Origin of the sequence: Beggiatoa leptomitoformis (genome assembly GCF_001305575.3) — a bacterium.
GTDB classification, from domain to species: Bacteria; Pseudomonadota; Gammaproteobacteria; order Beggiatoales; family Beggiatoaceae; genus Beggiatoa; species Beggiatoa leptomitoformis.
The window spans coordinates 3,749,923-3,775,030 of the sequence record NZ_CP012373.2; the positions used below are offsets into that span (position 1 = coordinate 3,749,923).

Here is a 25,108-nt window from a genome sequence, read left to right on the forward strand (position 1 = left end):
TTATCTTTTTAGCTGTGCAACAAGAAATAAAATGCCCATTAACAAAGGTTGATGCACAAGATAAATCCACAAACTCCGTTTACCTAACCAACAGAGTAATGGCTGACCTACATAATCTAATTTATTGTAAATAGATAAAAAATTTTGTCCTCGTTCCCCAATAAACATGCCGAGCAAAAACACACCAAACCAAGGCAAAAAGGGAACATAATCTTCCGTATGCGGTTTATGCGTCATCAAGCCTGCCCATTGCAAACTAGGTTGATTAAATACAGGATGTTGTATTAATAACCCCATGAGTAAGCAGATAATACCGACACCTAAACTTAACCATGCACGATGAACAAAGGCTAAACCAATAATGCTCGCTACAACCATAAAATGTAGGATTCCAAAGAAGATATAACGTTGATGAAACAGCGCGAAACTAACCGCACTAATCAACAACGCACACAAAATTAATAACCCTAAACGGCGCAAATAGGTCAGGCTTAATACGGATTGACGACAAGCAAGGGACAAACTGATGCCCGCAATGCCAATAAACAACGTTACAATGAATGTACGAAAATTGACCCAAAAGGGGGATTCATACAAATTCCAGTCAACAAAATGAAAGTAATTAAGGTCATAGCAGGCGTGATAAATCACCATTAACACAATGGCAAACCCACGACTAGCATCAATAAGGGAAAAGCGTGTAGCGGGTGTAGCAAGCATCATTTAAGCTAATAATTCTGTTAGTAATTGCGCGTACTTCACCTGTTGGCGCGCCCGTGTTAAACGTTGTGTTTGCACAATTGCTTGTAAATCTTGTAATGCTTGTTCGAATTGGTCATTGATAACAACATAATCGAACGCTGAATAATGGCTCATTTCTGCGACGGCTGCCTGCATCCGTCGTGTGATAACGGTTTCTGTATCCTGCCCACGCGCACGCAAACGTTGTTCTAAAATTTGACGGGATGGCGGAAGTATAAAAATACTCACACTGTCAGGCATTAACGCCCGCACGGATTGCGCGCCCTGCCAGTCAATTTCTAAAATAACATCAATACCTTGTTGTAATTTTTCAACAACCGTTTGTTTCGATGTGCCATAGTAATTGTCGTAAACCTTTGCATGTTCAAAAAAAACTGCATTGGTTAGCATCGCTTCAAAGGTTGCAATACTCACAAAATGATAATTCACACCATTAACTTCGGCTGGACGAGCGGCGCGGGTTGTATGTGAAACAGAGACACAAATGTTGCTTACGCGCTGTAACAATGCAGCAACTAAACTGGTTTTTCCTGCCCCCGAGGGCGCGGCAATCACATATAGCACGCCTTGTTGATTGCCTGTCACTGGATAGGATTGATTAAGCGTCATAAAACTTATTCGATGTTTTGTGTTTGTTCGCGGATTTGTTCAATTAATACTTTTAATTCAATCGCACAATGCGTTGTACTAATATGATTTGCTTTTGAGCCTAAGGTATTAGCCTCACGGTGTAATTCTTGAACTAAAAAATCTAGTCGTCTGCCTATGGGTTCATCTTGAGTAAAAATTTCTTTCACTTCCAGCAAATGCGTTTCTAAACGGTCTAATTCTTCAGCAACATCCATTTTCTGTGCAAGAATAACCATTTCTTGTTCAACGCGGTCATTATCTAATTCTTTTAACTCAGATAAACGGTTTAACAAGCGTTCACGTTGTCCTGATAAAATTTGAGGTAATTCAGCACGAATTTGTTGCACTGCTTGTGCGATAGCTTCACATCGTTGTTGAATCAGTAACGCTAATTGTGTGCCTTCTCGTTCACGGTGAGCAATTAATTGCTTAACAGCACCATCTAAGTGTTTTAACAACGTATCGCTGATTTGTTCAATATCTAGCGTAGGCAGATTTAATACACCGGGAAATTTTAAAATATCTAACGCATCTACATGACTAGATTGTCCTGTAATTTCATTAATTTTACGGGTTGCTTGATAAATCTGATTGACTAATTCAACATTAATATTTAGCGCGTTATTTGTTTGTTGGGTGGACTGAAAATACAATGCACAGTTGACCTTACCACGTTTAATTTTCTGTTGGAGGCGTTCAGTGAATAATGGCTCTAAACTGCGAAATTCTTCAGGTAAACGAATGGATAAATCCAAATGACGGTGATTAACGGAGCGAAGTTCCCAACAAACTTTCCCCCATATTTCTTGATGTTCTTCTCGCGCAAAGGCGGTCATACTGCGAATCATGGCTATAATCCTGTGTTCAGCGAATAGAACGCGCAATATACCATATTCACTGTTGCGATATTTTTATCAAAAAAAGAGGACGTGAACCTGTCACGTCCTCTTTACGTTTATCCGCGTAAAATGTGATAGTGCCAAATGAATAAGGCAGAAAAAGAGGTTTGTTTTTATTAACGCATTTTTCTGATTAATCTAGCTTTAATCTGGATTTTTGGAATTTGTGGTAACGGTTAAACTTAGTAAACCGTATGAATCCTGATGTAGGCAATGCGCGTTTATTTTTATTATTGAATACGGTTTACTAATAAGTGTTAAATAAATAAATGTTCGTCATCTTCTGTTTGTGCAACGGATTTAACGGTCATCATCATTTTATATCCCACAATGCCCGCGCCCATTAATAACCCTATTAATAATAAGCCAATAATTCCCATCGTCAGTGACATAATCGCTCCCCCTTATTTTTGTACCCTTGTGACTAACTAATAGTTGTTTTTCTACATTCCAGCAAGCAAGCTAATGGGTGCAATATGCACTAGCTAAAAATTAAATCTGTAAATTTATGAGGTTGAGTATCTTTTAATAGCAACTTTATTTCTGTTATGGTTTGGCGAATCAGTGATTGTGAATGTTAATACTATGCAAGTAGCGGATTTATATACCGCTACTTTATTTAATTTTAAGGGTTTTCTTTTACTAAAAAATTTGCAAATTCAGGGGTATATTTCTCCTGAAATCCTTCTGGGGTTTTTACTAAAAAGAAAACTGCCCAGCCTTCTTTAACTGCTAAATCATAGCCTTGCTCCGCACCTAATACCATTAACAGGGTATCTAAGCCATCGGCAACTAACGCGCTTTCATGAATAACCGTGACGGCTGCTAAATTATGGTCTATTGGTCGCCCTGTGCGTGGATTGATAATGTGTGAGTAACGTTTACCATCCTTTTCAAAGTAGTTACGATAATCGCCTGCCGTTGTAATCGCATGGTCGGTCATTTCAACAATACGTTGTGCTTCACGTTGGTTAAGTAAGGGTTTTTCAATTGCAACTCGCCACGGCTGTTGTTGTGGGTTGTGTCCCTTAACGCGCAATTCTCCCCCCATATCAACCAAATAATCATGAATCCCTTGCTTTTCAAAATATTCAGCAACTTCATCCGCAGCAAATCCAACAGCAATGCCTGATAAATCAATGGTTATTTGTGGTTCTGTTTTTCTCAAGGCGGGTGGATTTTTGCGTACTTCCAGTTTTTTATAGCCTGTTTTAGCCAGTGCTGCTTGAATTTCTGTTTCTGAGGGGATGCGTTCTTCCATTAAATTAGAATGTGCGCCAAATCCCCACAATGTAATTAACGGTTCTAATGTGACATCAAACGCCCCTTGACTTAACACGCTATCTTTTAGGGATTCTTCAGTAATGGTTACGACTTCAGGCGATACGCTAAACCAATCGGTACTGGTAGAGCGGTTAAAACGAGAGACTTCAGAATTTTCATGATAGGTTGACACGGTTTCATTCATGCGCGTCAAAATATGTTCAATCGCCGCTTTCGCTTGTTCAGCCGTCATGGTTGCGGGCAATCGTGATATGGTAACGTGATACGTTGAACCCATTGAATCACCTGTTAATTGCAAGGGTTCTGGTACAGAATTACAACTGCTTAATCCCGCTAATAATCCTAGTAGAAAGGTTAGCGGTAAAACTTTTTTTAACATATTAAATTTCCTAGTGATAATAATTAAAACAATCGGTAGTGATAAAGCCGTCAGGATAAGAAAGATTCCCCCTTTTGGAATTGGAAAAGGGGGCTAGGCGGGATTTAACGGACGCGCTATGAAGTCTCTATTGATGATTTTCCTCAGTGGGCAAATTTAATGCGTTGATTTCTAAAGCGGGATATAAATGTACTACTGAGCGGACAAATTCCACATGTCCCACACCAAGCGTTGCAAACATATCAGGGAGTTCTGTTTGCATCACTTCTGCCATATCTAATCCTGATTCTGCCGCTGTGTTCAATGTCTGAGCTAACCATTGTAAATATTGGCGGGTTTGTATAATTGCCCGTTTGTCTGAGGTTGGCGCACCGTGTGAGGGAAGCAATATTTTAAAGGGAATCTTTTCTAGTGTGTCTAATTCTGTTAACCAATCTTCTAAACGGGTGACGCTTGGTGTGGTTGGCATTCGTTGGTAAAACACCACGCCGCCAGTAAATAGTACGCCCGTTGTTTTATCAAGAATGACCAAGTCAGCAGGCGTATGTCCTTGTAGTGCGTACAATTGTAAGGCGTGGTTATCGATAATTAATTCACCCGCTTGCAAAGATTCTGTCGGAAATTGTGCCTCAGTCCCTTGCATCCATGAGCCTATCATCCGATACATATTATTTGTAAAGTCTTCAGCGTGTTCTTTCATCCCTTGTATTGTGGCGGGTAGCGCGGCGATGGTGACATCGTGGTAGGCTTGATTGCCTAAAAAACGGTCAGGGTGATAATTTGTATGGATAACTTTAAGAATAGGTTTATCGGTTATCGTTTTAATCGCCGCACGTTGCGCGTTGCCATAGAGCTGAGAAACTCCTGTATCAATCACAATCACACCGTTATTTGTAACGATAAACGCTGTATTGATGATATTTCCCCCGTTTTGGGGACTAAAATCTTCTGTTTTACCGATAAAAGCATACGTATCAGGCGCGATTTTTTCGGGCGTTAGTGCATAATTCAACGCATAGGCGTTAACGCTAACCATACTTAACCAAGCTAAGAGGATGTAATATTTCATTTCTGTAGCTCTCCTGTGAATGAATTGCCGTTTGTATCGGTCGCGCTGAGTTTAATGATTGTATCGTTGTTAGGAATCTCAAAGGTAAAAATTGGGTTTTCGCTGATAGGTTCAAATGGTTCAAGTTGTAATAGTATTTGTCCATCCGCTTGTGTTAGCAGAATTTTTTCTAGGTGAAAAACGGGAATCCCTTTCACTAAGCCTGTGTCCATAGGGTGCATGAGCTGAATTTTCCCGCGCGTCGTGTTTTCATGTGTCCATAATCGCCCACGTATCTTGCCCAATGTACTTTCCCATGTGTTTGCAGTACGTCCTGCACTCGGTAGCGTACATCCTCCCCCTGCGGCATCAATCCACACACCACCCACATGCCAACCTGTCGGCGTTAAAACAGCCGCGCGAACAGGTGTTGCTTGTTGAAGTTTCAGGCGAAAACCAATAAAAGGACTGGCATGTGTTGGGATAAAACGGAGAACTTTAGGCAGGGGATTAAAATCGGCAAAAATAAGAATTTCTTGAATATCAGTAAGTTCATTAACACGCACGACAACGGGAACGTGCATAGAATCTTCTGCCGATTCGGGCGCGATAACGTTAACACGACTGTCAAAAACAACGGGTTTTTTATTTAAAAACAAGTTGTACATGGTTATCCATTGTACGGATTTAAGCGGGTCGTCAGGTGGGGGATTCGCCCATAATTGGGTGGGCAAGATGGGAATAAGCAGTAATAGCAGGTTAAAACCGCGTCGAATGCGCATTAAGGTCTCCTTCGGGGAATTTTTGTAGTCGTTATAAGTTGTTAGTTGTGATAAATAAGTTAGGAATTGATTGTAATCATTAATGAAAAAATAGCAGCAAATACTTTATATGGGTGCGTTATGTTACCGCTAACGCACCCATATAAAAAAGAGAACTGAATAAGAAATGAGGATTAAACTAGCGCGCTAATCTTTAAAGTAGGTATGTAACAATGTGAAAATAGATACCTACAGACTTATATACGCCTCTAACGGTTACACGCATTATTTTTTCACATATTGTTCATACAACTTTTTAGTTTGCTTTTGTCCGTCGGTGATTTGTTGTTTTGTCAACTTTTCCATCACTTCATTACGCGCATTAACTGCATCTTTTCTACCACTGGTTGCTGCTAGAGAAAACCAAATATACGATTGTTGAAAATCTTGCGTTACGCCATAACCGTAATAATACATCGTGCCCAATTTAAAAAATGCGTCACTATTTCCCTGTTCGGCTGCCTTTTTATACCATTCTGCTGCTTGATTAAAATCTTGTATTGCGCCGTTACCTTCATAAAAATGGTTGCCTTTTTCATACTCTTCAGCACCTTTAATCGACGGCGGTTTGATTACACTGCTTGCTACAGCCTCGGCTGCGACAACCCCCGTTTTTTCAGTACTGCCTAAGGCTTGCAATATCCCTTGAGTGAGACTACGGGCTTTATTACTGCCCTGTCCTGATAAATCTGTGACTATCACCACCCGCAACACGCCATAACTTCCCATGCAACTCACAATAGCCTTAAACTGATAGTCTTCAACTTTGGTATAAGCTGCTAAAATTTCACCATTCGCATTCGCAATAACCCGTTGAAAACCATCTTTTGCCAACACTTTTTCCACCGCACTCACACAATCTGCGGTTTTAAAGGTTAAGCCCTCACGGTTTTCATAAGCAATATACGGTGGTTGAGGGTTTTCTTTAGATTCAACTGGTTGAGAAAAGAAAGGCAAGCAATAAATAGCCAGTGGTAAATATTTTAGGTTGTTCAGTAACATAGTTGTACCCTCAAATCTGGTTGTACTTGTGATAAGCTAACAAACATAATATTGTCCGCGCTGTCAGTGCTAATATACTCACAACTATAGACTTAAACTAAGTTAAACAGGTGAATGAATTTGGGTAGTGCCAAAAAATTCAGCGGAAAGGAAATTTCTATGATTAAAAATGAACTCTTTTTTATCCTTCATTACTTGGCACTATCTACAACCGCACTTACAACGAGAAAAATACGTTGTGTCTCACGGCGATTAAAAAACACTTAAAAAAAAGATTCAAGCATATTACGCGTGTTTTACATTCTCATAGGTAAATTCTGATGCTTCATTTACTTGGTATCCGTCATCATGGCGCGGGGTCAGCGCGGAGTTTATTGATGGCTTTACACGAAATTAAACCCACCGCGATTGTGATTGAAGCCCCTTCAGAAGGTGAGGCTTTACTCCCATTTATTACCGACCCCGAGATGATACCGCCCGTTGCCCTCCTGTTTTACGACACAGAAGCACTAGAAGAGGCGGTTTTTTATCCATTTGCTGAATTTTCGCCAGAATGGCAAGCCATTCAATATGCACTAAAAAATAATATTGCTGTGCATTTTATGGATTTACCACAAACCCATCAAATAGCTATCAATAAAGCCCACGCCCTTGTTGCCGCAGAAGCTTTAAGAGCGCAAGCCGAAGAACCTGCCGAGACATTAACGCCCGAAACAACCACCGCGTCAGAAGCTACGGATATAATAGAAGTTCCTGCTGTATCTCATTATCCGCTAGACCCGTTAGACCTACTTGCCGAAGCCGCAGGTTTTCAAGATGGAGAACGTTGGTGGGAATATATGGTAGAACAACGGTCTGATATGAGCAGTTTAGCCCTGTTTAAAGGCATTGAAGAGGCTATGACTGCATTGCGCGAAGAATTAGGCGATACCTTACACCCTGATGAGAAACGACAACAACGAGAAATTTTACGCGAAGCATGGATGCGTAAAACGTTACGCCAAGTTATAAAAGCAGGACATGAAAACATTGCCGTCGTTTGTGGCGCGTGGCATGTCCCTGCATTAGCAAAAGAAGTGGCAGCAAAAGCCGATGATGCGGTTTTAAAAGGCCTACCAAAAGCCAAAGTACAAGCTACATGGGTTCCTTGGAACTATGAACGCCTCACCTACGCTAGCGGTTACGGTGCAGGCGTACACGCTCCTGGTTGGTATCAACACCTGTGGGAATCACACACAAGCCCAGAACTACGCGCCCACAACATCAGCACCCGCTGGTTAGCAAAAGTCGCCCAACAATTACGCAATGGTGCAGGCTTAGATGCACCAACGGCTAGCGTTATCGACTCGATACGTTTAGCCGAAGCCCTCGCAGCACTGCGAGAAAAACCCTTACCCGATTTAGAAGAATTAAATGATGCCGCATTAGCAGGTTTATGTTTTGGCAATGATGCCCCGCTAATGCTTATTCACGATAAATTAATGATTAATAATCGGTTAGGTAGCGTTCCTAGCACCGCGCCAACCGTTCCCTTGCAACAAGATTTGCTCCGGTTACAAAAAAAGTTGCGCTTAAAAGCAGAAGCCTCTGAAAAAGATATTGAACTGGATTTACGTAAAGATAATGATTTAGCTAAATCGCAACTACTTCATCGCTTACGCTTATTAAAAATCGAGTGGGGAATATTATATGGCTCAGGCTCGGCAAAAGGTACATTTAAAGAAAGCTGGCGAATTCAATGGCAACCTGAATTTGCTATTCGTTTAGTAGAAGTCAGCATCTGGGGCGGAACGGTTGTAGAAGCCAGTAGTCGTTATATCTGCGACGCGCTCGAAAAAGCCCCCAACCTATCCACTATCAGCCAACTACTAGACGATGTATTACTGGCAGAATTGCCCCAAGCAATACAAGTTGCTATGCGTTGTTTAGAAGAAAAAACCGCGCTTGCCCATGATGTTGCAGAATTAATGGAAGCCTTACCTGCGCTCGCAAATATCCTGCGTTATGGCACTGTGCGCCGTTTTAAAACCACCGCGATTGAACACGTTGTTGCCACACTTATCACCCGAATATGTATCGGTTTACCTAATGCGTGCAGTGCCTTAGATGATGATGCGGCAGAAGCCATGTATCAACACCTTACCCAAACCAACAACGCGATTAACTTACTACAAAACGCGGGACACACCAGCGACTGGCAAAAAACATTGCAACGCCTCGTGCAACAAATTGGATTACATGGACTTGTGGGGGGCGGTTGTTGTCGCTTACTTGCTAACGCCCATGTTATAGATAGCGATGCTGTTGCGACCGCCTTAAGTTTAGCCCTCTCTTCTGCCAACGAACCAGCCTACTCTGGCGCGTGGATTGGTGGTTTCTTACAAGGCAGTGGCGCAGTTTTACTGCATGACGATGAATTATTACAACTGTTAGACCGCTGGTTAGTGGAACTGACCGAAGACACATTTGTGCATCTTTTACCCTTATTAAGACGGACATTTAGCGGTTTTTCGCAAACAGAACGACTCCGCATTGGCGAGCGTGCCGCCCAAGGTTATCAACAGACAACAACAAGCGTTGCTGTGATTAATAACGATTTTAATGCAGAAAATGCGAATAAAGTTTTACCACTACTTGCTAAAATGTTAGGTTTAATTTATCCATTAGTATCATAAGGATAATGAATATGTTTTCTGGTTCACTACTGGTTTTTTTCATTGTATCCATCTTACTGTTTGGCTCTGCTGCTTACATGATGGGACGTGCAGTTGCAGGACAATGGCAATCCATCCATTTACTCATTGGATATAGCGCATTATTAACCATTTTTGAACGCTTTATCCTCTTTGCCCTCTTTCAACAAGATTTACTCTCTATTCTTGGATATTTATTTGATTTAGCATTAATTTATGGATTTGCATTATTAGGTTATCGTTTAATGCAAGTGCATAAAATGGTGACACAATACCCTTGGCTGTATGAAAAAGTGACCCCGTTAAACTGGCGGGAAAAACAATCTGTATAGGTATCTACTTAATTTAACTATGAATAAAATTCGCATTGCAACCCGTAAAAGCCCTCTCGCCTTATGGCAAGCCTACCATGTCCGCGATACGCTACAACAGATTTATCCCCGCTTAAGCATTGAAATTGTTGAAATGACGACGAAAGGGGATAAAATTTTAGATGCACCCTTAGCAAAAATTGGCGGTAAAGGCTTATTTGTTAAGGAATTAGAACAGGGATTGTTAGAAAACACCGTCGATATTGCCGTCCATTCTATGAAAGATGTGCCTATTGATTTTCCCACAGGGTTACACTTGCCTGTGATTATGCAACGCGAAAATCCATTTGATGCTTTTGTTTCTAATGACTATGCCAATTTTGCAGACTTACCCGATGGCGCAATTGTTGGTACATCCAGCTTACGGCGACAATGTCAATTATTAGCCTTGCGGCCTGATTTACAAATTCGCACGCTACGTGGCAATGTTGGTACACGCTTGAGCAAATTAGATAATGGTGAATATCATGCCATTGTTTTAGCTGTTAGTGGATTAAAACGGTTGGGCTTAGAATCACGAATTCGGAGCATTTTTTCTGCCGAACAACTTCTGCCCGCCATTGGACAAGGCGCGTTAGGCGTAGAATGTCGCACCGATGATATAGAAGTAAATCAATTAATTGCCGTTTTGAATGACCCAGAAACGCACCAACGGGTTATTGCTGAACGCATGATTAATACCCGTTTAGGAGGGAGTTGCCAAGTCCCTATAGGCGGATTTGCGGAAATCGTGGGTGATGAACTAATTTTGCGCGGTTTAGTCGCGGATGTTGCGGGCAAACAGATTTTACGGGCGCAATCCGTTGGTGGGATAGATAACGCCATTTTATTGGGTGAAATGGTTGCTCAGCATTTATTAGCACAAGGCGCAAAACAGTTATTACAAGCATTAGCCGCTGATAATGCCTAAAACAGATTTAAAATAAAATTAGGGTAAATAATATGTTTAATCTTTACCTATTTTTTAAAAGCCTACATATTTTAGGTATTATATTGTTTTTGGGAAATATCATTATCACAGGCTGGTGGAAAACGATGGCAGATAGAACCCGCCATCCTGCGATTATCGCTTTTGCACAACGGCAAGTTACATTAACCGATTATATTTTTACTGCGGGTGGTGCAACCTTTTTATTTATTGCAGGGTTAGGTACGGCAATGGTAGGAAGTTTAGAGCTTATGCACATAAAGTGGTTATTATGGGGAAATATCTTATTTTTGTTATCGGGTTTAATTTGGCTGTTTATTTTAATTCCTATTCAAATCAAACAAGCACGCATGGCAAAACAGTTTGCAGTGGATGGTATTATTCCTGATACTTATTGGAAACTAGGACGTTTTTGGCTGATATTTGGCACAATCGCAACGTTATTGCCGTTATTAAATTTGTATTGGATGGTGTTTAAGCCTGTGTAACATTTTATGGTGCGAATGAATTCGCACCTTGTTAAATATTGAGTACACTTTTTTAAAATTTTTATCAAGCGATTATGTTTAGCTAGTGACAATAGGCTACGCCCCGTTTTGCTAAATATTGTTGATGATATTCTTCTGCACGATAAAACGTTGGTGCAACAACTATTTCCGTTACAATCGGCGTTGCATAACGTCCACTTTTTGCCAACTCGATTTTTGAAGCAATGGCACTGGCTTCTTGTGCGGGCGAGTGAAAAAAAATAACTGAGCGGTATTGTGTCCCCGTATCAGGCCCTTGACGGTTTAACGTTGTGGGATTATGACAATTCCAAAAAACCGCCAACAGTTGTTCATAGCTGACAATAGCGGGGTCAAATTCTATTTGTACAACTTCCGCATGACCCGTCCTATCTGTACAAACGCTTTCATAATCAGGGTTTGCAAGATGCCCGCCTGCATAGCCAACCGCGACATCAACAACGCCTTGTATTTGCCGAAACCGTTGTTCTATTCCCCAAAAACATCCCGCGCCAAAGGTTGCTTTTTCTAACATTATTGCTTGCTCCTCATGTTATTTCCTATGGAAATGAGATTGTGTTGGTAATAATGGTTATCAAGTCAGTATTTTTTGATACAGATAGATGGATAACACTATTTGAGACGATGGTATAGCTAACGCAACTTAAAAAGCAGCTTAATGTAGGGTGGAATAGCGTAGCGTATTCCACCATAAAACGCCAAAAATAGCTGAGTTTATGCAGAAAGCTTGCACTGGCTTGCGCCTATTCCACCCTACAATAATCATTTTAAAGTGCGTTAGCTATATCTCTGTTGTTTTGGTCTTTTTATTTAAGTTTTTATTAAGTCAACCTGTTTATAGTGCAATACTATCTGATATTTAAGATGGTTATAAAAAATGCACGTTGATTCTTTGCAGGTTGTTCGGGTTTGGGATTTGCCGACGCGTTTATTTCATTGGTTATTTGCGCTGAGTTTTGCTGTCGCTTGGTTTACGCATGGGGATGACCGTTATTTGCATATCCATCTTTTTGCGGGCTATGTTTTTTTCGCCCTATTAGTTTTTCGCTTAATTTGGGGGGTTATTGGCTCATATTACGCGCGATTTACAGAATTTGCGTACTCCATTCCTACCGTTTTGCGTTATTTGCAAACCTTGCTAACAGCACAGCGGGTACATTATTTAGGACATAATCCTATTGGTGGCTGGGCGGTTTTTCTCCTGTTATCTCTTGCCTTTACAATTGTTGCAACTGGATTTTTAACCCAATGGGGGGAAGAGCAGCATGGCATATTGGCAGGTTGGTTTAGCTTTAATATGGGTGGAATCGCACACAAAGCACATAAAGTGGTTGCATGGTTAATGTTGGGTGCCATTGCGGTGCATGTTGCAGGGGTATTAGCCGAAAGTATTATTCACGATGAAAACCTTGTGCAGTCAATGATTAGTGGCTATAAAATATCACCTGTATCAATTAAACATCCTATTGTTTCAAAACATTTTTTTCTAGCTAGTTTGCTTGTTATCACGCTGGTCGCCAGTGGTGTATTTTACTTTTGGGGTTATTTTCAGCAAACTGCTGATAAGCCTTATATTCCTATTCAAGGTGTTGCATTACCTATCAATACAACATGGCAAGCTGAATGTGGTGCTTGTCATCTTGCCTATCCGCCCGCCTTATTGCCCGCCCGTTCATGGCAACTCTTGCTAACACAAACATCAGCACATTTTAACGACGATTTAGCATTAGAACCCGATACATTGGCTATTTTACAAGCGTTTGCTCAAGCTAATGCCGCAGAAAAACAGTTAAGTGAAGCGGCATGGCATATCAATCGTAGTACACCCGCCACTCAAACCCCGCAACGAATTACAGACACTTATTATTGGCAAACGAAACATGCCAGCGTACCTGATGCGTATTGGCAATTACCACTGGTGAAACAAAAAGCGAATTGTGCGGCTTGTCATTTGGACGCGGAGCAGGGAACGTTTGAGGACGGTGCTATGCACTATCCCGCTATCCCTTAAGTCTTTTTACAATATTTTAGTTTTACTCACTGCAAGGACATTTATGATGTATAAGCGTAATTTATTTATTTTATTACTTTTATTTTCCAGCCTGTCGGCACAGGCAACGGAGGCGGTTGACCAGTTGTTAAATGAGTATCGCCAAGCAGGTGCCAGCGCGTTTAGTGTTGAAGCGGGGAAAAAGGTGTGGGAACAATCCACGCTAGACGCACAATCGGGTAAAGAACGGCAATGTGCTAACTGTCATACCGCTGATTTGCGCGCTGAGGGCAAACACATGGAAACAGGCAAACTCATCAAACCACTTGCGCCGTCTGTTAATTCTGCGCGTTTAAGTAATGTAAAAGACATTCAAAAATGGTTATTGCGTAACTGTAAATGGACGATGGGGCGTGAATGTACCCCGCAAGAGAAAGGTGATGTCCTCAGTTACATTCAAGCACAATGATATTTTTTAATAAGAGAGGTTAAGCTGATGAAATATCAAACAGGAATACTGTTATTGTTGACTGCGTTAAGTATCGTAACTACGCCGCTGTTTGCCGGTGAACGTGGTGAACGCGAGGAAAGGGAAACGGGTGGTAATGTGCAAAGTACGTTAAACGCAGATTATGTTAAAGAATGTGGTGGTTGTCATTTTGCTTATCAACCCGCTTTATTGCCTGCCCGTTCATGGACGGCATTAATGGGCAGTTTGGATAAGCATTTTGGTGAAAATGCGGAGTTGGCGACGGAACAACAGCAAGCCATTTTAAGTTATTTAACAGACAATGCGGCTGATAAGGGGCAAAGTAAGTTAGGTAAGACAATACTGAAGGGTTTGCAAACCAGTGAAACCCCGTTGCGGATTACTGAAACGGCTTATTTCCGCCGTAAACATGATGAAATTCCTGCAAAATTGGTTGCGGGAAATCCTGATGTGAAATCTTTCAGCCGTTGTGATGCTTGTCATACTACCGCCGAAAAAGGGTTGTACAGCGAAAAAACCGTTGATATTCCTAATCATGGTCGTTGGGATGATGATTAATTCTTAACTTTATAGGTGAGGAGTTAAAAATTATTTTTTGACTCCTTCAGTTGGTATTTAAAAATAATTGAAGCGATTATGAATAGAGAATTGCACCATCGGCTACATGGCACACGCGGTGAGCTGATAACTCAAGAGTTTTTTACAAATACGGTGCATTTTTCCGTCGCTAATATTTTTTTAGAATTGTTATTAGAGGGTAAAAGTTATTTTTCTGAAACAGATATTTATGTCTTAATTTGTGCGTGTTTTATACAAGCCACTTATTTGGGGACATCGCGTTATTTAGGGTGTCCCCGTCCTTTTTTGGGCAATTTGGTGGTTGTACTGATTTATACAGTGGCGGAAATGTCTCAAGATGGCGTTATTTTTTTTGATAAACCTAACCATATTGCGATGTGGGGTTTTGCGTTAGGCATTGGAATTTTACAAAGTTTACGGTTACATACTTCCCTGTCTTTTGAACGCTATTTAATGGTGTTAGAAAGTGTATTACGGGTGAATATAATTTTAGTAATGTATTGGATTTATGGCATTTTAACTTATCAGAATGATTACAATCTCGCCCTTTTTTTTACAGAGGGTAGTCATACTTTTTTAGCCCTCACGACTACGTTAACAGGCGTTATGTTAGGGGTTGCACAATATAACGCTGAATCCTTTTTACGTTTATTACGGGCAACCAGTGAGCAGTTACAGCGTTATTCCGAATGGTTGTTAGGACAAGATATGTTAGCAATTGCTGTTGCTGACCCTTCAAAATTGAGCCTAACCCGTCGGGAACGTACCGTGTTGTTTATGGATATACGCGGTTTTACACATTGGAGTGAAGCACAATCCCCTGAAATGGTTGTTGAAATGATAAATGCTTATTGTGCTATCGCAGAACAGGCATGGACGGGAACGGATGCGATTAAAGTTAAGCTAACAGGGGATGAAATTATGATAGTTTTTCGCACGTCCGTTTCTGCCCTGTCTGTCGCACAGTTTTTACAAAAAAATATAGTACAATTATTGGCTTGTTATGATTTAGGTGTGGGTATTGGCGTACATACGGGGGCATTGGTTGAAGGATTATTAGGCAGTAATAAAATGAAAACCTATGATGTGATTGGCGATACGGTAAACACCGCAAAACGGATTTGTGAACAAGCAACACGGGGTGAATTATTGGTTTCTCAGGCTGTTTTTAATCATCTGGCGGTTAAACCAACAACGCAAGCCCAAAGAACCATTCACATGAAAGGAAAAACTGAACCTTTATTGGTTTTTAGTCTTTAACTTTATTATTTTAAAGGATATTGTTATGCGTCTCTTGGTTGTCGAAGATAATTTATTAATTGGCGATGGCGTACAAACAGGATTGAATCAAGAAGGTTACGCGGCTAATTGGGTAAAAACGGCTGAAGAAGCTGAACATACATTGCAGGCAGAACAATATGATGGCTTAATCTTAGATTTAGCCTTACCTAAAAAAGACGGTTTAACCCTCTTAAAACAGTTACGATTGGCGAATAATACCATTCCTGTTTTGGTGCTAACTGCCCGTGATACGGTTAATGACCGTGTTTTAGGGTTAGATGCTGGGGCTGATGATTATCTTGTAAAACCATTTAGTTTTAATGAATTACTTGCAAGGCTTCGGGCTTTATTACGTCGTGCGAATGGACGCGCTAACCCTAAATTGTGGCATGGGGATTTATGTTTAGACCCCGCTGCCCATTATGTCACCTTTGCGGATGAAGCCATTACCCTGTCACCTAAAGAATTTGCAATTTTAAAAATATTATTAGAAAACAAAGGTAAAGTATTGTCACGCGCCCGTTTAGAAGACAGTTTATATGGTTGGAATGAATTTGTTGAAAGTAATGCAGTAGAGGTTTACATTCATCATTTACGCAAAAAACTAGGCAAAGATTTGATTCAAAACGTGCGGGGGGTGGGGTATATGGTTACAGCATCACCATGAAACAGTATTCTTTACGCAAACGATTACTTCTTATACTGGGCAGTACATTAATCGCCTGTTGGGGGGTTATTGTTATTTGGGTTGAACAAGAAACCGCACATGAAATTGAAGAAATACAAGATGCAAACCTCGCGCAAACCGCGCGCACCCTCTTAAGTCTTATCCAACATAGCTATAAATTGGACGTGCCTTTTTTACAAAAAAATGTTGTTATAAAACGTTCAACACGCAATGGGCATCATTACGAAACCAATATTGCATTTATTATTTACTTTGCTGACGGCAAAGAATTTCGCTCCGCCTCCGCCCCCAAATTTACGCCACCTATTAATGATGAACCTATTGGTAACAATGCTTGTGATAAAGATGATGAAGAAGATCATGGTTATCGAGATGAACGAATTGGCGAACAAACATGGCGAGTTTTTGACCTATACGACTCAGACAGTAAAATGTTTGTCCAAACAGGTGAAAGTTATGCCGTCAGAGACGAATTAATTGATGACATTCTATTTTCTGTTTTAAGTCCTTTTCTCTTTTCCTTACCCTTATTGGGCATCACTTTTTGGCTCAGTGTTGGCAGAAGTTTAGAACCTTTACGACAAGTACAAATGGAAATTACACAACGGGATTTTACCCAGTTGCATCCCATTAAAGTACAAGGGATTCCACAAGAAATAAAACCCCTGCTAGATGCCTTAAATAATTTATTCAACCGCTTAAATCATGCTTTTGAAAATGAACGACGGTTTACTGCCGATGCAGCACATGAATTGCGTACCCCATTAGCAGGCATTAAAACGCAAATAGAAGTCGCTCAACGCTCACGTGATGCCGTGCAACGAGAACAAGCCTTTCAACAAGCCCTGCTCGGTATGGACCGCGCCTCACACTTAGTGACACAATTGTTAGCCCTTGCCCGCATGGATGCTCAAGATGCGCAACAGACGGCCCCTGTTGATTTAGTTGCTTTATGTATAGACGTACTTGGTGATCAGATACCTGCAGCACACGCTAAAAACATAGATTTGGGGTTAGAAGGCGGCAACCAATCTGCAACGATTGAAGGCAACACCGACGCGCTGTATTTACTTTTGCGTAACCTAGTTGACAATGCAATCCGCTATACACCTATAAATGGCATTGTGACGATTGAAATTAAAGTAACCGCACAACACATCATTATTTGTGTCATAGACAATGGAATTGGTATCCCACCTGAACAGTATGAACGTGTATTTGAAAGGTTTACGCGGGGAAATCATGCGGATATTAAAGGCAGTGGTTTAGGTTTATCAATCGTCAAACGGATTGCAGAATTGCATCACGCGACCTTGTCACTTTCTACAGCGGACAATCACCAAGGCTTAAAAGTCTGTGTTAGTTTTCAGACAGTGCCAAATCAACAAGGATGAGGCATGATTAAATATAATGTCTGACCCAGAATTTAAAACGTGAAAAATAATTGTTTGGCGGGGTAAAAAATCTATTTACGTAGAAATTCAACAGGTAGAAAGTATTAAATTTACACCTACAAACGAATTGGGTCGGGTTATATGAAAATCGCTTCTTTATTCTCGGGTGCGGGTGGTTTGGATTTAGGGTTTACACAAGCGGGCTTTAACATTGTTTGGGCTAATGAATATGATGTCAGTATTTGGGAAACCCATCGCGCTAATTTTCCTGAAACCTACTTAGACACCCGCAGCATTGTACAAATTGAATCTAAGGATATTCCTGATGTTATCGGCATGATTGGCGGCCCGCCTTGTCAAAGCTGGAGCGAGGCAGGCACACAACGGGGTATTAAAGATGCGCGTGGACAATTGTTTTTAGATTATGTGCGCTTGCTATCTGAAAAACAGCCATTATTTTTTCTGGCTGAAAATGTTTTTGGCATGTTGCACAGTAAACATAAACAAGCCTTAGAAAATATTTTACAAGCGTTTGATAAGGCAAATTACACCGTCGAATACCGATTATTAAATGCTTATGATTATGAAGTTCCACAAGATAGAAAACGGATTATTTTTGTTGGATTTCGTAAGGATTTAGGCAAGAAATTCGTTTTTCCCCCAAGCCTTACACATAAATTGTGTTTAAAAGAAGCTATTTTTGATTTACACACAAACGCGGTTGCTGCCTTAGAAAAAAATAGAACTAATCCAGCAATGAATGTAGCTAATCATGAATATATGCTGGGTGGCTTTTCTAGCATATTTATGTCACGCAATCGGGTACGTGCATGGGATGAACCTTCTTTTACTATTCAAGCAGGGGGAAGACATGCACCGCTTCATCCGCAAGCACCTAAAATGCAGTATGTGGCTAAAGATAAATTTGTCTTTGCAGCAGAAAGTGAAGTGCTATATCGTCGCTTAAGTGTGCGAGAATGTGCGCGGATTCAAACATTTCCAGATAATTTTATTTTTCATTATCAGATGGTTGCTGATGGTTATAAGATGATTGGCAACGCTGTTCCTGTGCGTTTTGCATATCATTTAGCCTATGCAATTAAGGCACAATTGGAAGATAAAAAAGAGAGCGATATGCAACGGAGTGGTTCGTCTGAAACACTTATGGAATACTGATGTTGTCCAAAGTGTATTTTAGTTTTAAGTTTTACTAAATATAGCCCGCATGGGGTGCATTACGGTGTGAAAATACGTACCTAGTGCATTCTACGTGGGCTTATCCTTGACATTAAACCAGAGGTTTTTTTTAATGGCAACGTTTTTACATACCATGATTCGCGTTCTGGATTTAGACCGTTCTATTCAATTTTATCAACAAGCTCTTGCATTTGAAGTGACTGCACGACGCGAGTTTAGCGATTTCACCTTGGTTTATTTAGGCAATGCTGAATGTCCTGTCGAGCTAGAACTAACCCTTAATCATGGACGTAGCGAGCCTTATACACATGGGAGTGGTTATGGACATATTGCTGTTTCTGTCGCTGATGTTGTCGCTGAATATGCACGGTTTAAAGCATTAGGTTTTGCACCAAGAGATATTGTGGAATTTAAAGAAGCGGATGAATTGTTAGCAAAATTCTTTTTCGTGCAAGACCCTGATGGTTATGAAATAGAAGTGTTGCAACGGTTAGGACGGTATCAATAAAGGGTGAGTAGCAACAAAATAAAAGGTTTACGTCTTGCTGCCACTGAATGGATAAGCGTTTTAGGTCAGGATATTCCACTTAATCTTGCTATCTATCAATGAATCTTAATGTGGGATAGGCTGATAGTAACGTTAGAATTGAGACAGTTGAGCGACTAGTAAGCTGATTTAGCACGGCTCAAATTTTCAACAACAGAGGATAGTTGATGATTACATTTATTTTTATTCTGTTACTTTTACTCCCCTTGGTATGGTGGGCTTTTAAAGGTTTTGATATATTTTATATAGGCAAGGAGTTTCCCAAACTCGCCAGTTGGTACACCGTTGTTGGAATTACCTTTATTGTATATATCTTTCTGTTTTAGCTTAATTAAATGTATCAGGTGTGATTGTTTTTGCATTTGATACATTGTTAAAACTTGATATCGTTGACGCTGGTAATCGCTAAAATAACCCCTGTAATAATTAGGCCAATTACGCCCCCAATCACTAAAATAGAAACAGGCTCAATAATCGCAAGCATCCGTTTCATGCGGGTTCTGCCACTTTCTTCTAATAGTTTTCCCAATGATTTTAACATTTTCGGTAATTGTCCAGAGCGTTCACCTGCTCGGATTAAATTATGTCCTGTCGGGCTTAGGGCTTCATTATCTTGTAGGGCTTGTGACAAACTTGTTCCCATACGCACGGCTTTATTTACTTGGGTTAAACGGGCTTGCAAGCTTGGCAGTTTTACCCCTTGTCCCGCCAATTCTAGGGCGCGAACCAAAGACACGCGATTTTCTAGCAATGTTCCCATCATTGCCGACCAACGGGCAGTTTCAGCTTCTACAATCCAAACCCCGAGTAGGGGTAAGCGCGCAACCGTATCATGTAGTTGTTGACGAACACGGGCTTGACTGAGTAAATAAGCCAGTAAGAAGCTGATAACACTCACCCCTGTGATTATCCACAACCAATGAGTATTTAAAAACATTCCTGTTTCTAAGACGGCTTTTGCGAGAAAGGGGATATTGTCGCCACGGGTTTTTAGAATGTTGGCAAACCGAGGCACTACAACGGTAAAAATCATTAGTACCGCACCAATGCCCGATAAAATGAGTATAATGGGATAAATCATGGCATTGCGTAGCTCGCCTGCGACACGGGTTTCATATTCCATTTGTTCAACGCCATCGCGCAAGGCGGTAGGAACTTTACCCGTTAATTCTCCTGCTTCTAATAGTTGATATACATACCAAGGGAGTTGTAATTGGCTTTTGTGTAGGGCGACGGCAAAGCCTGTACCTTGACGGAGTTGGCTTGCAATCTCGGCAAAGGCTTGGGTAATAAAAGCATGATGGGATGAGTGGGCGAGGGAGTCGACGGCTTCTATTAAAGAAACATCGGATTCTAGCAGGGTGGCGAGTTCATGAAGAACAATCAGATAATCACGACGTTTAGGTTTACCCGTTTTGGTTTGGTTTTTAGTGGCGTTGTTGAGGGCGGTTAAAACGAGCGGGGTTAAATCGCGTTTTTGGAGTTGGCGTGAGGCTTCACGTTCTGTTTCTGCCATTAAAATACCGCTAACTTCTTGCCCTTGTTGGTCTAATGCTTGGTATTTATAACGCATGGTGTTTGACGGTTGGATTTTCTCATGTGGTTTATGTTTGCATTAGGGATAGCATCTATTGGATTTATAAGACGGATAACATCCAATGAATAAATATTATCCGTCTGAACGAGTTAATTTTTAGATTACTTTGCTAATTGTTCCAGATAGCGGTCTGCATCTAATGCCGCCATACAACCTGTTCCTGCGGAGGTAATGGCTTGACGATAAACATGGTCAGCAACATCACCCGCAGCAAAAACGCCATCAATACTGGTCGCGGTAGCATTGCCACTCGTGCCTGTTTTTACGCTGATGTAGCCGTTAGACATGTCTAATTGTCCTGTAAACAGGTCAGTATTGGGTTTATGCCCAATTGCAATGAACACACCCATGAGTTGAATGTCTTCTGTCGCGCTAGTTTCAACGTGCTTAATCCGCATTCCTGTTACGCCTGTTTTGTCACCTAAAACTTCATCTAAGGTACTATTAAGTTTTAGGGTTACTTTGCCTTCGGCGACTTTTTCCATTAAGCGGTCAATCAGGATTTTTTCAGAGCGGAATTTATCCCGACGGTGAACCACGGTTACATGAGAGGCTATATTAGCCAGATAAAGAGCTTCTTCAACCGCTGTATTACCACCACCAATAACAGCAACTTTTTGGTTTCTATAAAAAAAACCGTCGCATGTGGCACAACCTGACACGCCCTTACCCATAAAGGTTTCTTCAGAAGGCAAACCTAAATATTGAGCCGACGCGCCAGTTGCGATGATGAGTGCGTCACAAGTATATTGTCCATTATCGCCTACGAGTTGAAACGGACGGGTTTGTAAATTGACCTTATTAATGTGGTCAAAAATAATTTTTGTATCAAAGCGGAGCGCGTGTTTCTGAAAACGCTCCATTAATTCAGGCCCTTGTACACCGTCCACATCGGCTGGCCAATTATCCACTTCCGTTGTTGTGGTTAATTGTCCACCTTGTTGCATACCCGTGATAAGAACAGGCTCTAAATTTGCACGAGCTGCATAGATAGCCGCAGTATAACCCGCTGGACCAGACCCTAAGATGAGTAAACGACTATGTTTCACTTCGCTCATGTATCACTCCCAGTAAATGTTATAATTTCATCCATAATAACTGCATAACTCAACAACAACATGTTACGTTAAGTTATTTTGTAAAGAAACCAATTAGCGGAATCTTTTTTGTAACTCAATAGGATAGCGTATCAGCTTTAATAAAACTGTAAAACCCTGTTAATATTGTCCATTCTAACCACGCTATCAAGATAGTATGAAGCTGGTTGGACATGCCTAACAGAATCACTATATAGATTGAGGATTTAGCGTGAGCCAAGCCCGCCGTACTCGAAAAGCCCCTATTTCTAACAGCCCGCAACAGGGACGCATTAAACATGGGTTGCGTGAAATTATGTTAATTTCATTCTGCTTTATTGCGTTATACCTGTTTTTTTCCTTAAGCACTTATTCCCCCCTAGACCCCGGTTGGTCACATACAGGGGAAGCGATAGAAGTGCATAACAAAGGCGGTGTTGTTGGTGCATGGTTAGCCGATTTGCTTTTCTATCTGTTTGGTTATTTCGCTTTCCTATTTCCTATTATCATCGGTCAGATGGGTCTTATCATTTATAGGGGTCGTCATCTCGATATTCTAGCTGATCCAAAAACAATGATAGTGCCAGGCATTGGGTTTATCCTAACCCTGACGGCGGGCTGTGGTTTAGCCATTGTGCATTTTTCTGCGGAGGGGATGTTATTACCCAGTCATGCAGGCGGTATTTTAGGAATTGCTATAGGCAAAACCTTGCAAGCCGTCTTTAGCCAATTAGGGGCAACTTTATTATTAATCGCGCTATTTTTTACAGGCATTACCCTATTAACAGGCTTGTCATGGTTGCGCTTAATGGACACATTAGGCTTTCATACCCTGCAATATATGCCCATTGTTGAACAATATTTGGTTTCTCACGTTTTTCCACAAATCGCTATCTATCTTAAGCATTTATTTTTACTGATTAAAAAAAGTATATTGTTTATTATTGCAAGCCTCTTGTTTCTTTGGGCAGCGATTAAATCATTAATGGCATTATTATGGGATAAATGGCAGAAATGGCAGGCGCGTCGGGCAGAACGTGAATATTATGAAGAGTATGAATATTATGAAGAGGAAGAAGACACAAAAACAGAAGACAAGGAAGAAAACGACGCAATAAACCCTGAAATAGCAATAGATGCGATAGACAAGGAAAAAACGCCCGTCATTGACAAACTCACGCCTAAAGAAACCAGCGTAACACCGCCTATCACAAATAATATTCCAACTTTAACAGATATTGTTTATACCGCACCGCCTGACGTGTCTATTTCCCCACACCAACACTCAGAACCAACGCGTTCCCGTTTAGAAGTTCCTTTAGAAAAAGAAACCTTACGTACTACCACCTCTTACACGCCCGTTGTGTTGCCCGATTTAGCCCTACTGAATCCAGCACCTGCTATGGACAAGAGCAGCGAAGACAGCCTAAAAGAATGGATGGTAGAAACCTTTCAACATATTGGCGTTGATGCGGATGTACGCATTGTTTATCCCGGCCCTGTGTTACTAGGCTTTGAAGTAAAAATGTTTTCTGAAGTCAATGCCAGCCGACTAGAAGAATTAAGCCAATTACTCGCCCAATCCCTGAATATTGAAAAAGTGCGCATGGTAGAAACACAAACAGGCGTTATTGGGGTAGAAATTCCTAATCCTGAACGTGAAACCGTTTATTTAAGCGAACTACTCAATGCGACTACTTATCAAGACAATACATCACCGCTTTCATTGGTCTTGGGTAAAGATGTACGTGGTCACGCATTTATTATTGATTTAACACGTGTTCCACACCTACTGATGGCAGGTAGCTCGCCTACAGAAAAACAAACCATTTTACACACCCTATTATTAAGCCTGCTGTACAAAGCAACGCCCAAAGAATTACAGTTCATTGTAGTCGACAGTAGCACCAAACAATTAAACAGTTACGACGGCATCCCCCATTTACTCACCCCTTTGATTCATAACAAAGAAGCTGCTTTACAAGCCCTACAATGGTGTGAACAAGAAATGGAACGGCGTTATCGGTTAATGGCAGATACAGGGGTGAGAAATATAGAAGGCTATAATGAATCCTTGTTAAACCCTGATAGCCAAGCATTTTTAGAGAATTTAGCCGCCAGCCAAGCAACCTTGCCCTACATCATTTTTGTTGTCGCTGAACTGTCAGAACTGATATTAACGGACATGGGGACAAAAATTGAGGAACATCTCACCCGTTTAGCACAGAAAGCCCGTGCAGCGGGGATACACTTAATTTTAGCCACACAATATCCCAGTGTCAGCGTAATTACAGGCATGGTGAAATCCAACCTACCAACGCGGATTGCCTTACAAGTAACCAATAAAAGCGAATCGCGGAATATTCTAGGACAAATGGGTGCAGAAGCTCTTTTAGGTCAAGGGGATATGCTTTATAACACGGCTGGAACAGGCACGCCGGTGCGCGTACATGGTGGCGTTGTTACCGCAGAAGAAGTACACGCCGTTCTGACCGATTTACGCAGTAAAGCAACACCGCGCTATATTGATTTAGAAATCACCATCAACGAAAAATAGGTAACGCTAAAGAAGTGGTGATATTAAAAACAGAAGAAATAGAAGAATCCCTAAAATGCTAACTTGCCCTAGTTGTAAAGTGACACATATCGTGAAATATGGAAAACCCCACACAGGGACACAAAACTACAAATGTCGCGAATGCGGACGGAGATTTGTATAGTAACCGTCATTTGTGAAATACGATAAAAATTAATATTTTTTAATCAAAAGATTGGAAAATATAGTTGAAATATAGACAGGATAATACAGAAGGGAAGAGAAACAACGCGGTTTAAGGTGGGGGAAAATCAGCGATGTGGAGGAAGACATCGCTGAGTATTGTATGGCGGGATATAGCGGGCGGGAAATATTCGGGGTAAATTCAT

At 41.0% G+C, this 25,108-nt stretch carries 25 protein-coding genes; 14 read left to right on the forward strand and 11 right to left on the reverse strand.

Going from position 1 to position 25,108, the window contains the following annotated elements:
- From AL038_RS15960 to AL038_RS15990, 8 genes are all read right to left on the reverse strand, one after another.
- Complete coding sequence (locus AL038_RS15960; RefSeq protein ID WP_062154502.1) at nucleotides 1-723, reverse strand: acetyltransferase domain-containing protein; 723 nt, start codon at nucleotides 721-723, stop codon at nucleotides 1-3.
- Nucleotides 724-1,371, reverse strand: coding sequence for a guanylate kinase (gene gmk / locus AL038_RS15965; protein ID WP_062154504.1), 648 nt, complete (start codon nucleotides 1,369-1,371; stop codon nucleotides 724-726). It abuts the gene before it with no gap.
- Nucleotides 1,372-1,376: 5 nt separating this feature from the next.
- Nucleotides 1,377-2,240, reverse strand: coding sequence for a YicC/YloC family endoribonuclease (locus AL038_RS15970; RefSeq protein ID WP_062154506.1), 864 nt, complete (start codon nucleotides 2,238-2,240; stop codon nucleotides 1,377-1,379).
- A 308-nt stretch (nucleotides 2,241-2,548) separates the two neighbouring features.
- Complete coding sequence (locus AL038_RS18840) at nucleotides 2,549-2,683, reverse strand: hypothetical protein (protein ID WP_272898028.1); 135 nt, start codon at nucleotides 2,681-2,683, stop codon at nucleotides 2,549-2,551.
- Between the two features lie 233 nt (nucleotides 2,684-2,916).
- Entirely contained in the window at nucleotides 2,917-3,954 is a 1,038-nt protein-coding gene (locus tag AL038_RS15975) for an FAD:protein FMN transferase (RefSeq protein WP_062154508.1), read from the reverse strand.
- 127 nt (nucleotides 3,955-4,081) lie between these two features.
- Nucleotides 4,082-5,023 (reverse strand): quinoprotein relay system zinc metallohydrolase 1, encoded by a 942-nt coding sequence (locus AL038_RS15980; RefSeq protein ID WP_062154510.1) that lies wholly within the window; start codon nucleotides 5,021-5,023, stop codon nucleotides 4,082-4,084.
- Nucleotides 5,020-5,784 carry a quinoprotein dehydrogenase-associated SoxYZ-like carrier gene (locus tag AL038_RS15985; protein ID WP_062154513.1) on the reverse strand — a complete coding sequence of 255 codons (765 nt, stop codon included), beginning with the start codon at nucleotides 5,782-5,784 and terminating at the stop codon, nucleotides 5,020-5,022. Before AL038_RS15985 ends, AL038_RS15980 begins: the two co-directional genes overlap by 4 nt.
- A 264-nt stretch (nucleotides 5,785-6,048) precedes the next feature.
- Nucleotides 6,049-6,825: a tetratricopeptide repeat protein gene (locus tag AL038_RS15990; RefSeq protein ID WP_062154515.1), complete on the reverse strand. Its 777-nt coding sequence runs from the start codon at nucleotides 6,823-6,825 to the stop codon at nucleotides 6,049-6,051.
- A gap of 320 nt (nucleotides 6,826-7,145) precedes the next feature.
- Here AL038_RS15990 and AL038_RS15995 point away from each other — a divergent pair, with 320 nt between their 5' ends.
- The 4 genes from AL038_RS15995 to AL038_RS16010 are packed head-to-tail and all read left to right on the forward strand — an operon-like array spanning nucleotide 7,146 to nucleotide 11,305.
- Nucleotides 7,146-9,500, forward strand: a complete 2,355-nt coding sequence (locus AL038_RS15995; RefSeq protein WP_062154517.1) for a DUF5682 family protein — start codon at nucleotides 7,146-7,148, stop codon at nucleotides 9,498-9,500.
- A gap of 5 nt (nucleotides 9,501-9,505) precedes the next feature.
- Complete coding sequence (locus tag AL038_RS16000; protein WP_236839409.1) at nucleotides 9,506-9,850, forward strand: DUF6867 family protein; 345 nt, start codon at nucleotides 9,506-9,508, stop codon at nucleotides 9,848-9,850.
- A 19-nt stretch (nucleotides 9,851-9,869) separates the two neighbouring features.
- Nucleotides 9,870-10,799: a hydroxymethylbilane synthase gene (gene hemC / locus AL038_RS16005; protein ID WP_062154520.1), complete on the forward strand. Its 930-nt coding sequence runs from the start codon at nucleotides 9,870-9,872 to the stop codon at nucleotides 10,797-10,799.
- A 32-nt stretch (nucleotides 10,800-10,831) separates the two neighbouring features.
- Nucleotides 10,832-11,305 carry a DUF2269 family protein gene (locus AL038_RS16010; protein WP_062154522.1) on the forward strand — a complete coding sequence of 158 codons (474 nt, stop codon included), beginning with the start codon at nucleotides 10,832-10,834 and terminating at the stop codon, nucleotides 11,303-11,305.
- An 82-nt stretch (nucleotides 11,306-11,387) separates the two neighbouring features.
- Here AL038_RS16010 and msrA read toward each other — a convergent pair whose 3' ends face one another.
- Nucleotides 11,388-11,858 (reverse strand): peptide-methionine (S)-S-oxide reductase MsrA, encoded by a 471-nt coding sequence (gene msrA / locus AL038_RS16015; RefSeq protein WP_062154524.1) that lies wholly within the window; start codon nucleotides 11,856-11,858, stop codon nucleotides 11,388-11,390.
- A gap of 363 nt (nucleotides 11,859-12,221) precedes the next feature.
- Here msrA and AL038_RS16020 point away from each other — a divergent pair, with 363 nt between their 5' ends.
- The 8 genes from AL038_RS16020 (at nucleotide 12,222) to AL038_RS16055 (ending at nucleotide 19,471) form a co-directional block, all read left to right on the forward strand.
- Complete coding sequence (locus AL038_RS16020) at nucleotides 12,222-13,355, forward strand: cytochrome b/b6 domain-containing protein (protein ID WP_062154526.1); 1,134 nt, start codon at nucleotides 12,222-12,224, stop codon at nucleotides 13,353-13,355.
- A gap of 43 nt (nucleotides 13,356-13,398) precedes the next feature.
- Entirely contained in the window at nucleotides 13,399-13,803 is a 405-nt protein-coding gene (locus AL038_RS16025; protein ID WP_236839411.1) for a DUF1924 domain-containing protein, read from the forward strand.
- A gap of 27 nt (nucleotides 13,804-13,830) precedes the next feature.
- A complete protein-coding gene (locus AL038_RS16030; protein WP_066246156.1) occupies nucleotides 13,831-14,382 on the forward strand; it encodes a diheme cytochrome c in 552 nt (183 codons plus the stop codon).
- A gap of 78 nt (nucleotides 14,383-14,460) precedes the next feature.
- Nucleotides 14,461-15,663: an adenylate/guanylate cyclase domain-containing protein gene (locus AL038_RS16035; protein WP_062154528.1), complete on the forward strand. Its 1,203-nt coding sequence runs from the start codon at nucleotides 14,461-14,463 to the stop codon at nucleotides 15,661-15,663.
- Nucleotides 15,664-15,688: 25 nt separating this feature from the next.
- On the forward strand, nucleotides 15,689-16,351 hold the full coding sequence (locus AL038_RS16040) for a response regulator (RefSeq protein ID WP_062154529.1): 663 nt from the start codon (nucleotides 15,689-15,691) through the stop codon (nucleotides 16,349-16,351).
- On the forward strand, nucleotides 16,348-17,766 hold the full coding sequence (locus tag AL038_RS16045) for an ATP-binding protein (protein ID WP_062154530.1): 1,419 nt from the start codon (nucleotides 16,348-16,350) through the stop codon (nucleotides 17,764-17,766). The genes AL038_RS16040 and AL038_RS16045 overlap by 4 nt, the downstream gene beginning before the upstream one ends.
- A gap of 141 nt (nucleotides 17,767-17,907) precedes the next feature.
- Nucleotides 17,908-18,942 carry a DNA cytosine methyltransferase gene (locus tag AL038_RS16050; RefSeq protein ID WP_062154531.1) on the forward strand — a complete coding sequence of 345 codons (1,035 nt, stop codon included), beginning with the start codon at nucleotides 17,908-17,910 and terminating at the stop codon, nucleotides 18,940-18,942.
- A gap of 133 nt (nucleotides 18,943-19,075) precedes the next feature.
- Nucleotides 19,076-19,471: a VOC family protein gene (locus AL038_RS16055; protein ID WP_062154532.1), complete on the forward strand. Its 396-nt coding sequence runs from the start codon at nucleotides 19,076-19,078 to the stop codon at nucleotides 19,469-19,471.
- A gap of 412 nt (nucleotides 19,472-19,883) precedes the next feature.
- Here AL038_RS16055 and AL038_RS16060 read toward each other — a convergent pair whose 3' ends face one another.
- Together AL038_RS16060 and trxB are read right to left on the reverse strand one after the other, a co-directional pair.
- On the reverse strand, nucleotides 19,884-21,083 hold the full coding sequence (locus AL038_RS16060; protein ID WP_062154534.1) for a type II secretion system F family protein: 1,200 nt from the start codon (nucleotides 21,081-21,083) through the stop codon (nucleotides 19,884-19,886).
- 125 nt (nucleotides 21,084-21,208) lie between these two features.
- The gene (trxB, locus tag AL038_RS16065) at nucleotides 21,209-22,165 is read right to left on the reverse strand and encodes a thioredoxin-disulfide reductase (RefSeq protein WP_062154536.1); all 957 of its coding nucleotides are present in this window, start codon (nucleotides 22,163-22,165) and stop codon (nucleotides 21,209-21,211) included.
- A gap of 250 nt (nucleotides 22,166-22,415) precedes the next feature.
- Here trxB and AL038_RS16070 point away from each other — a divergent pair, with 250 nt between their 5' ends.
- On the forward strand, nucleotides 22,416-24,740 hold the full coding sequence (locus tag AL038_RS16070) for a DNA translocase FtsK (protein WP_062154538.1): 2,325 nt from the start codon (nucleotides 22,416-22,418) through the stop codon (nucleotides 24,738-24,740).
- Between the two features lie 55 nt (nucleotides 24,741-24,795).
- Entirely contained in the window at nucleotides 24,796-24,903 is a 108-nt protein-coding gene (locus tag AL038_RS18980; RefSeq protein ID WP_145917122.1) for an IS1/IS1595 family N-terminal zinc-binding domain-containing protein, read from the forward strand.
- Nucleotides 24,904-25,108 lie beyond the last annotated feature (205 nt).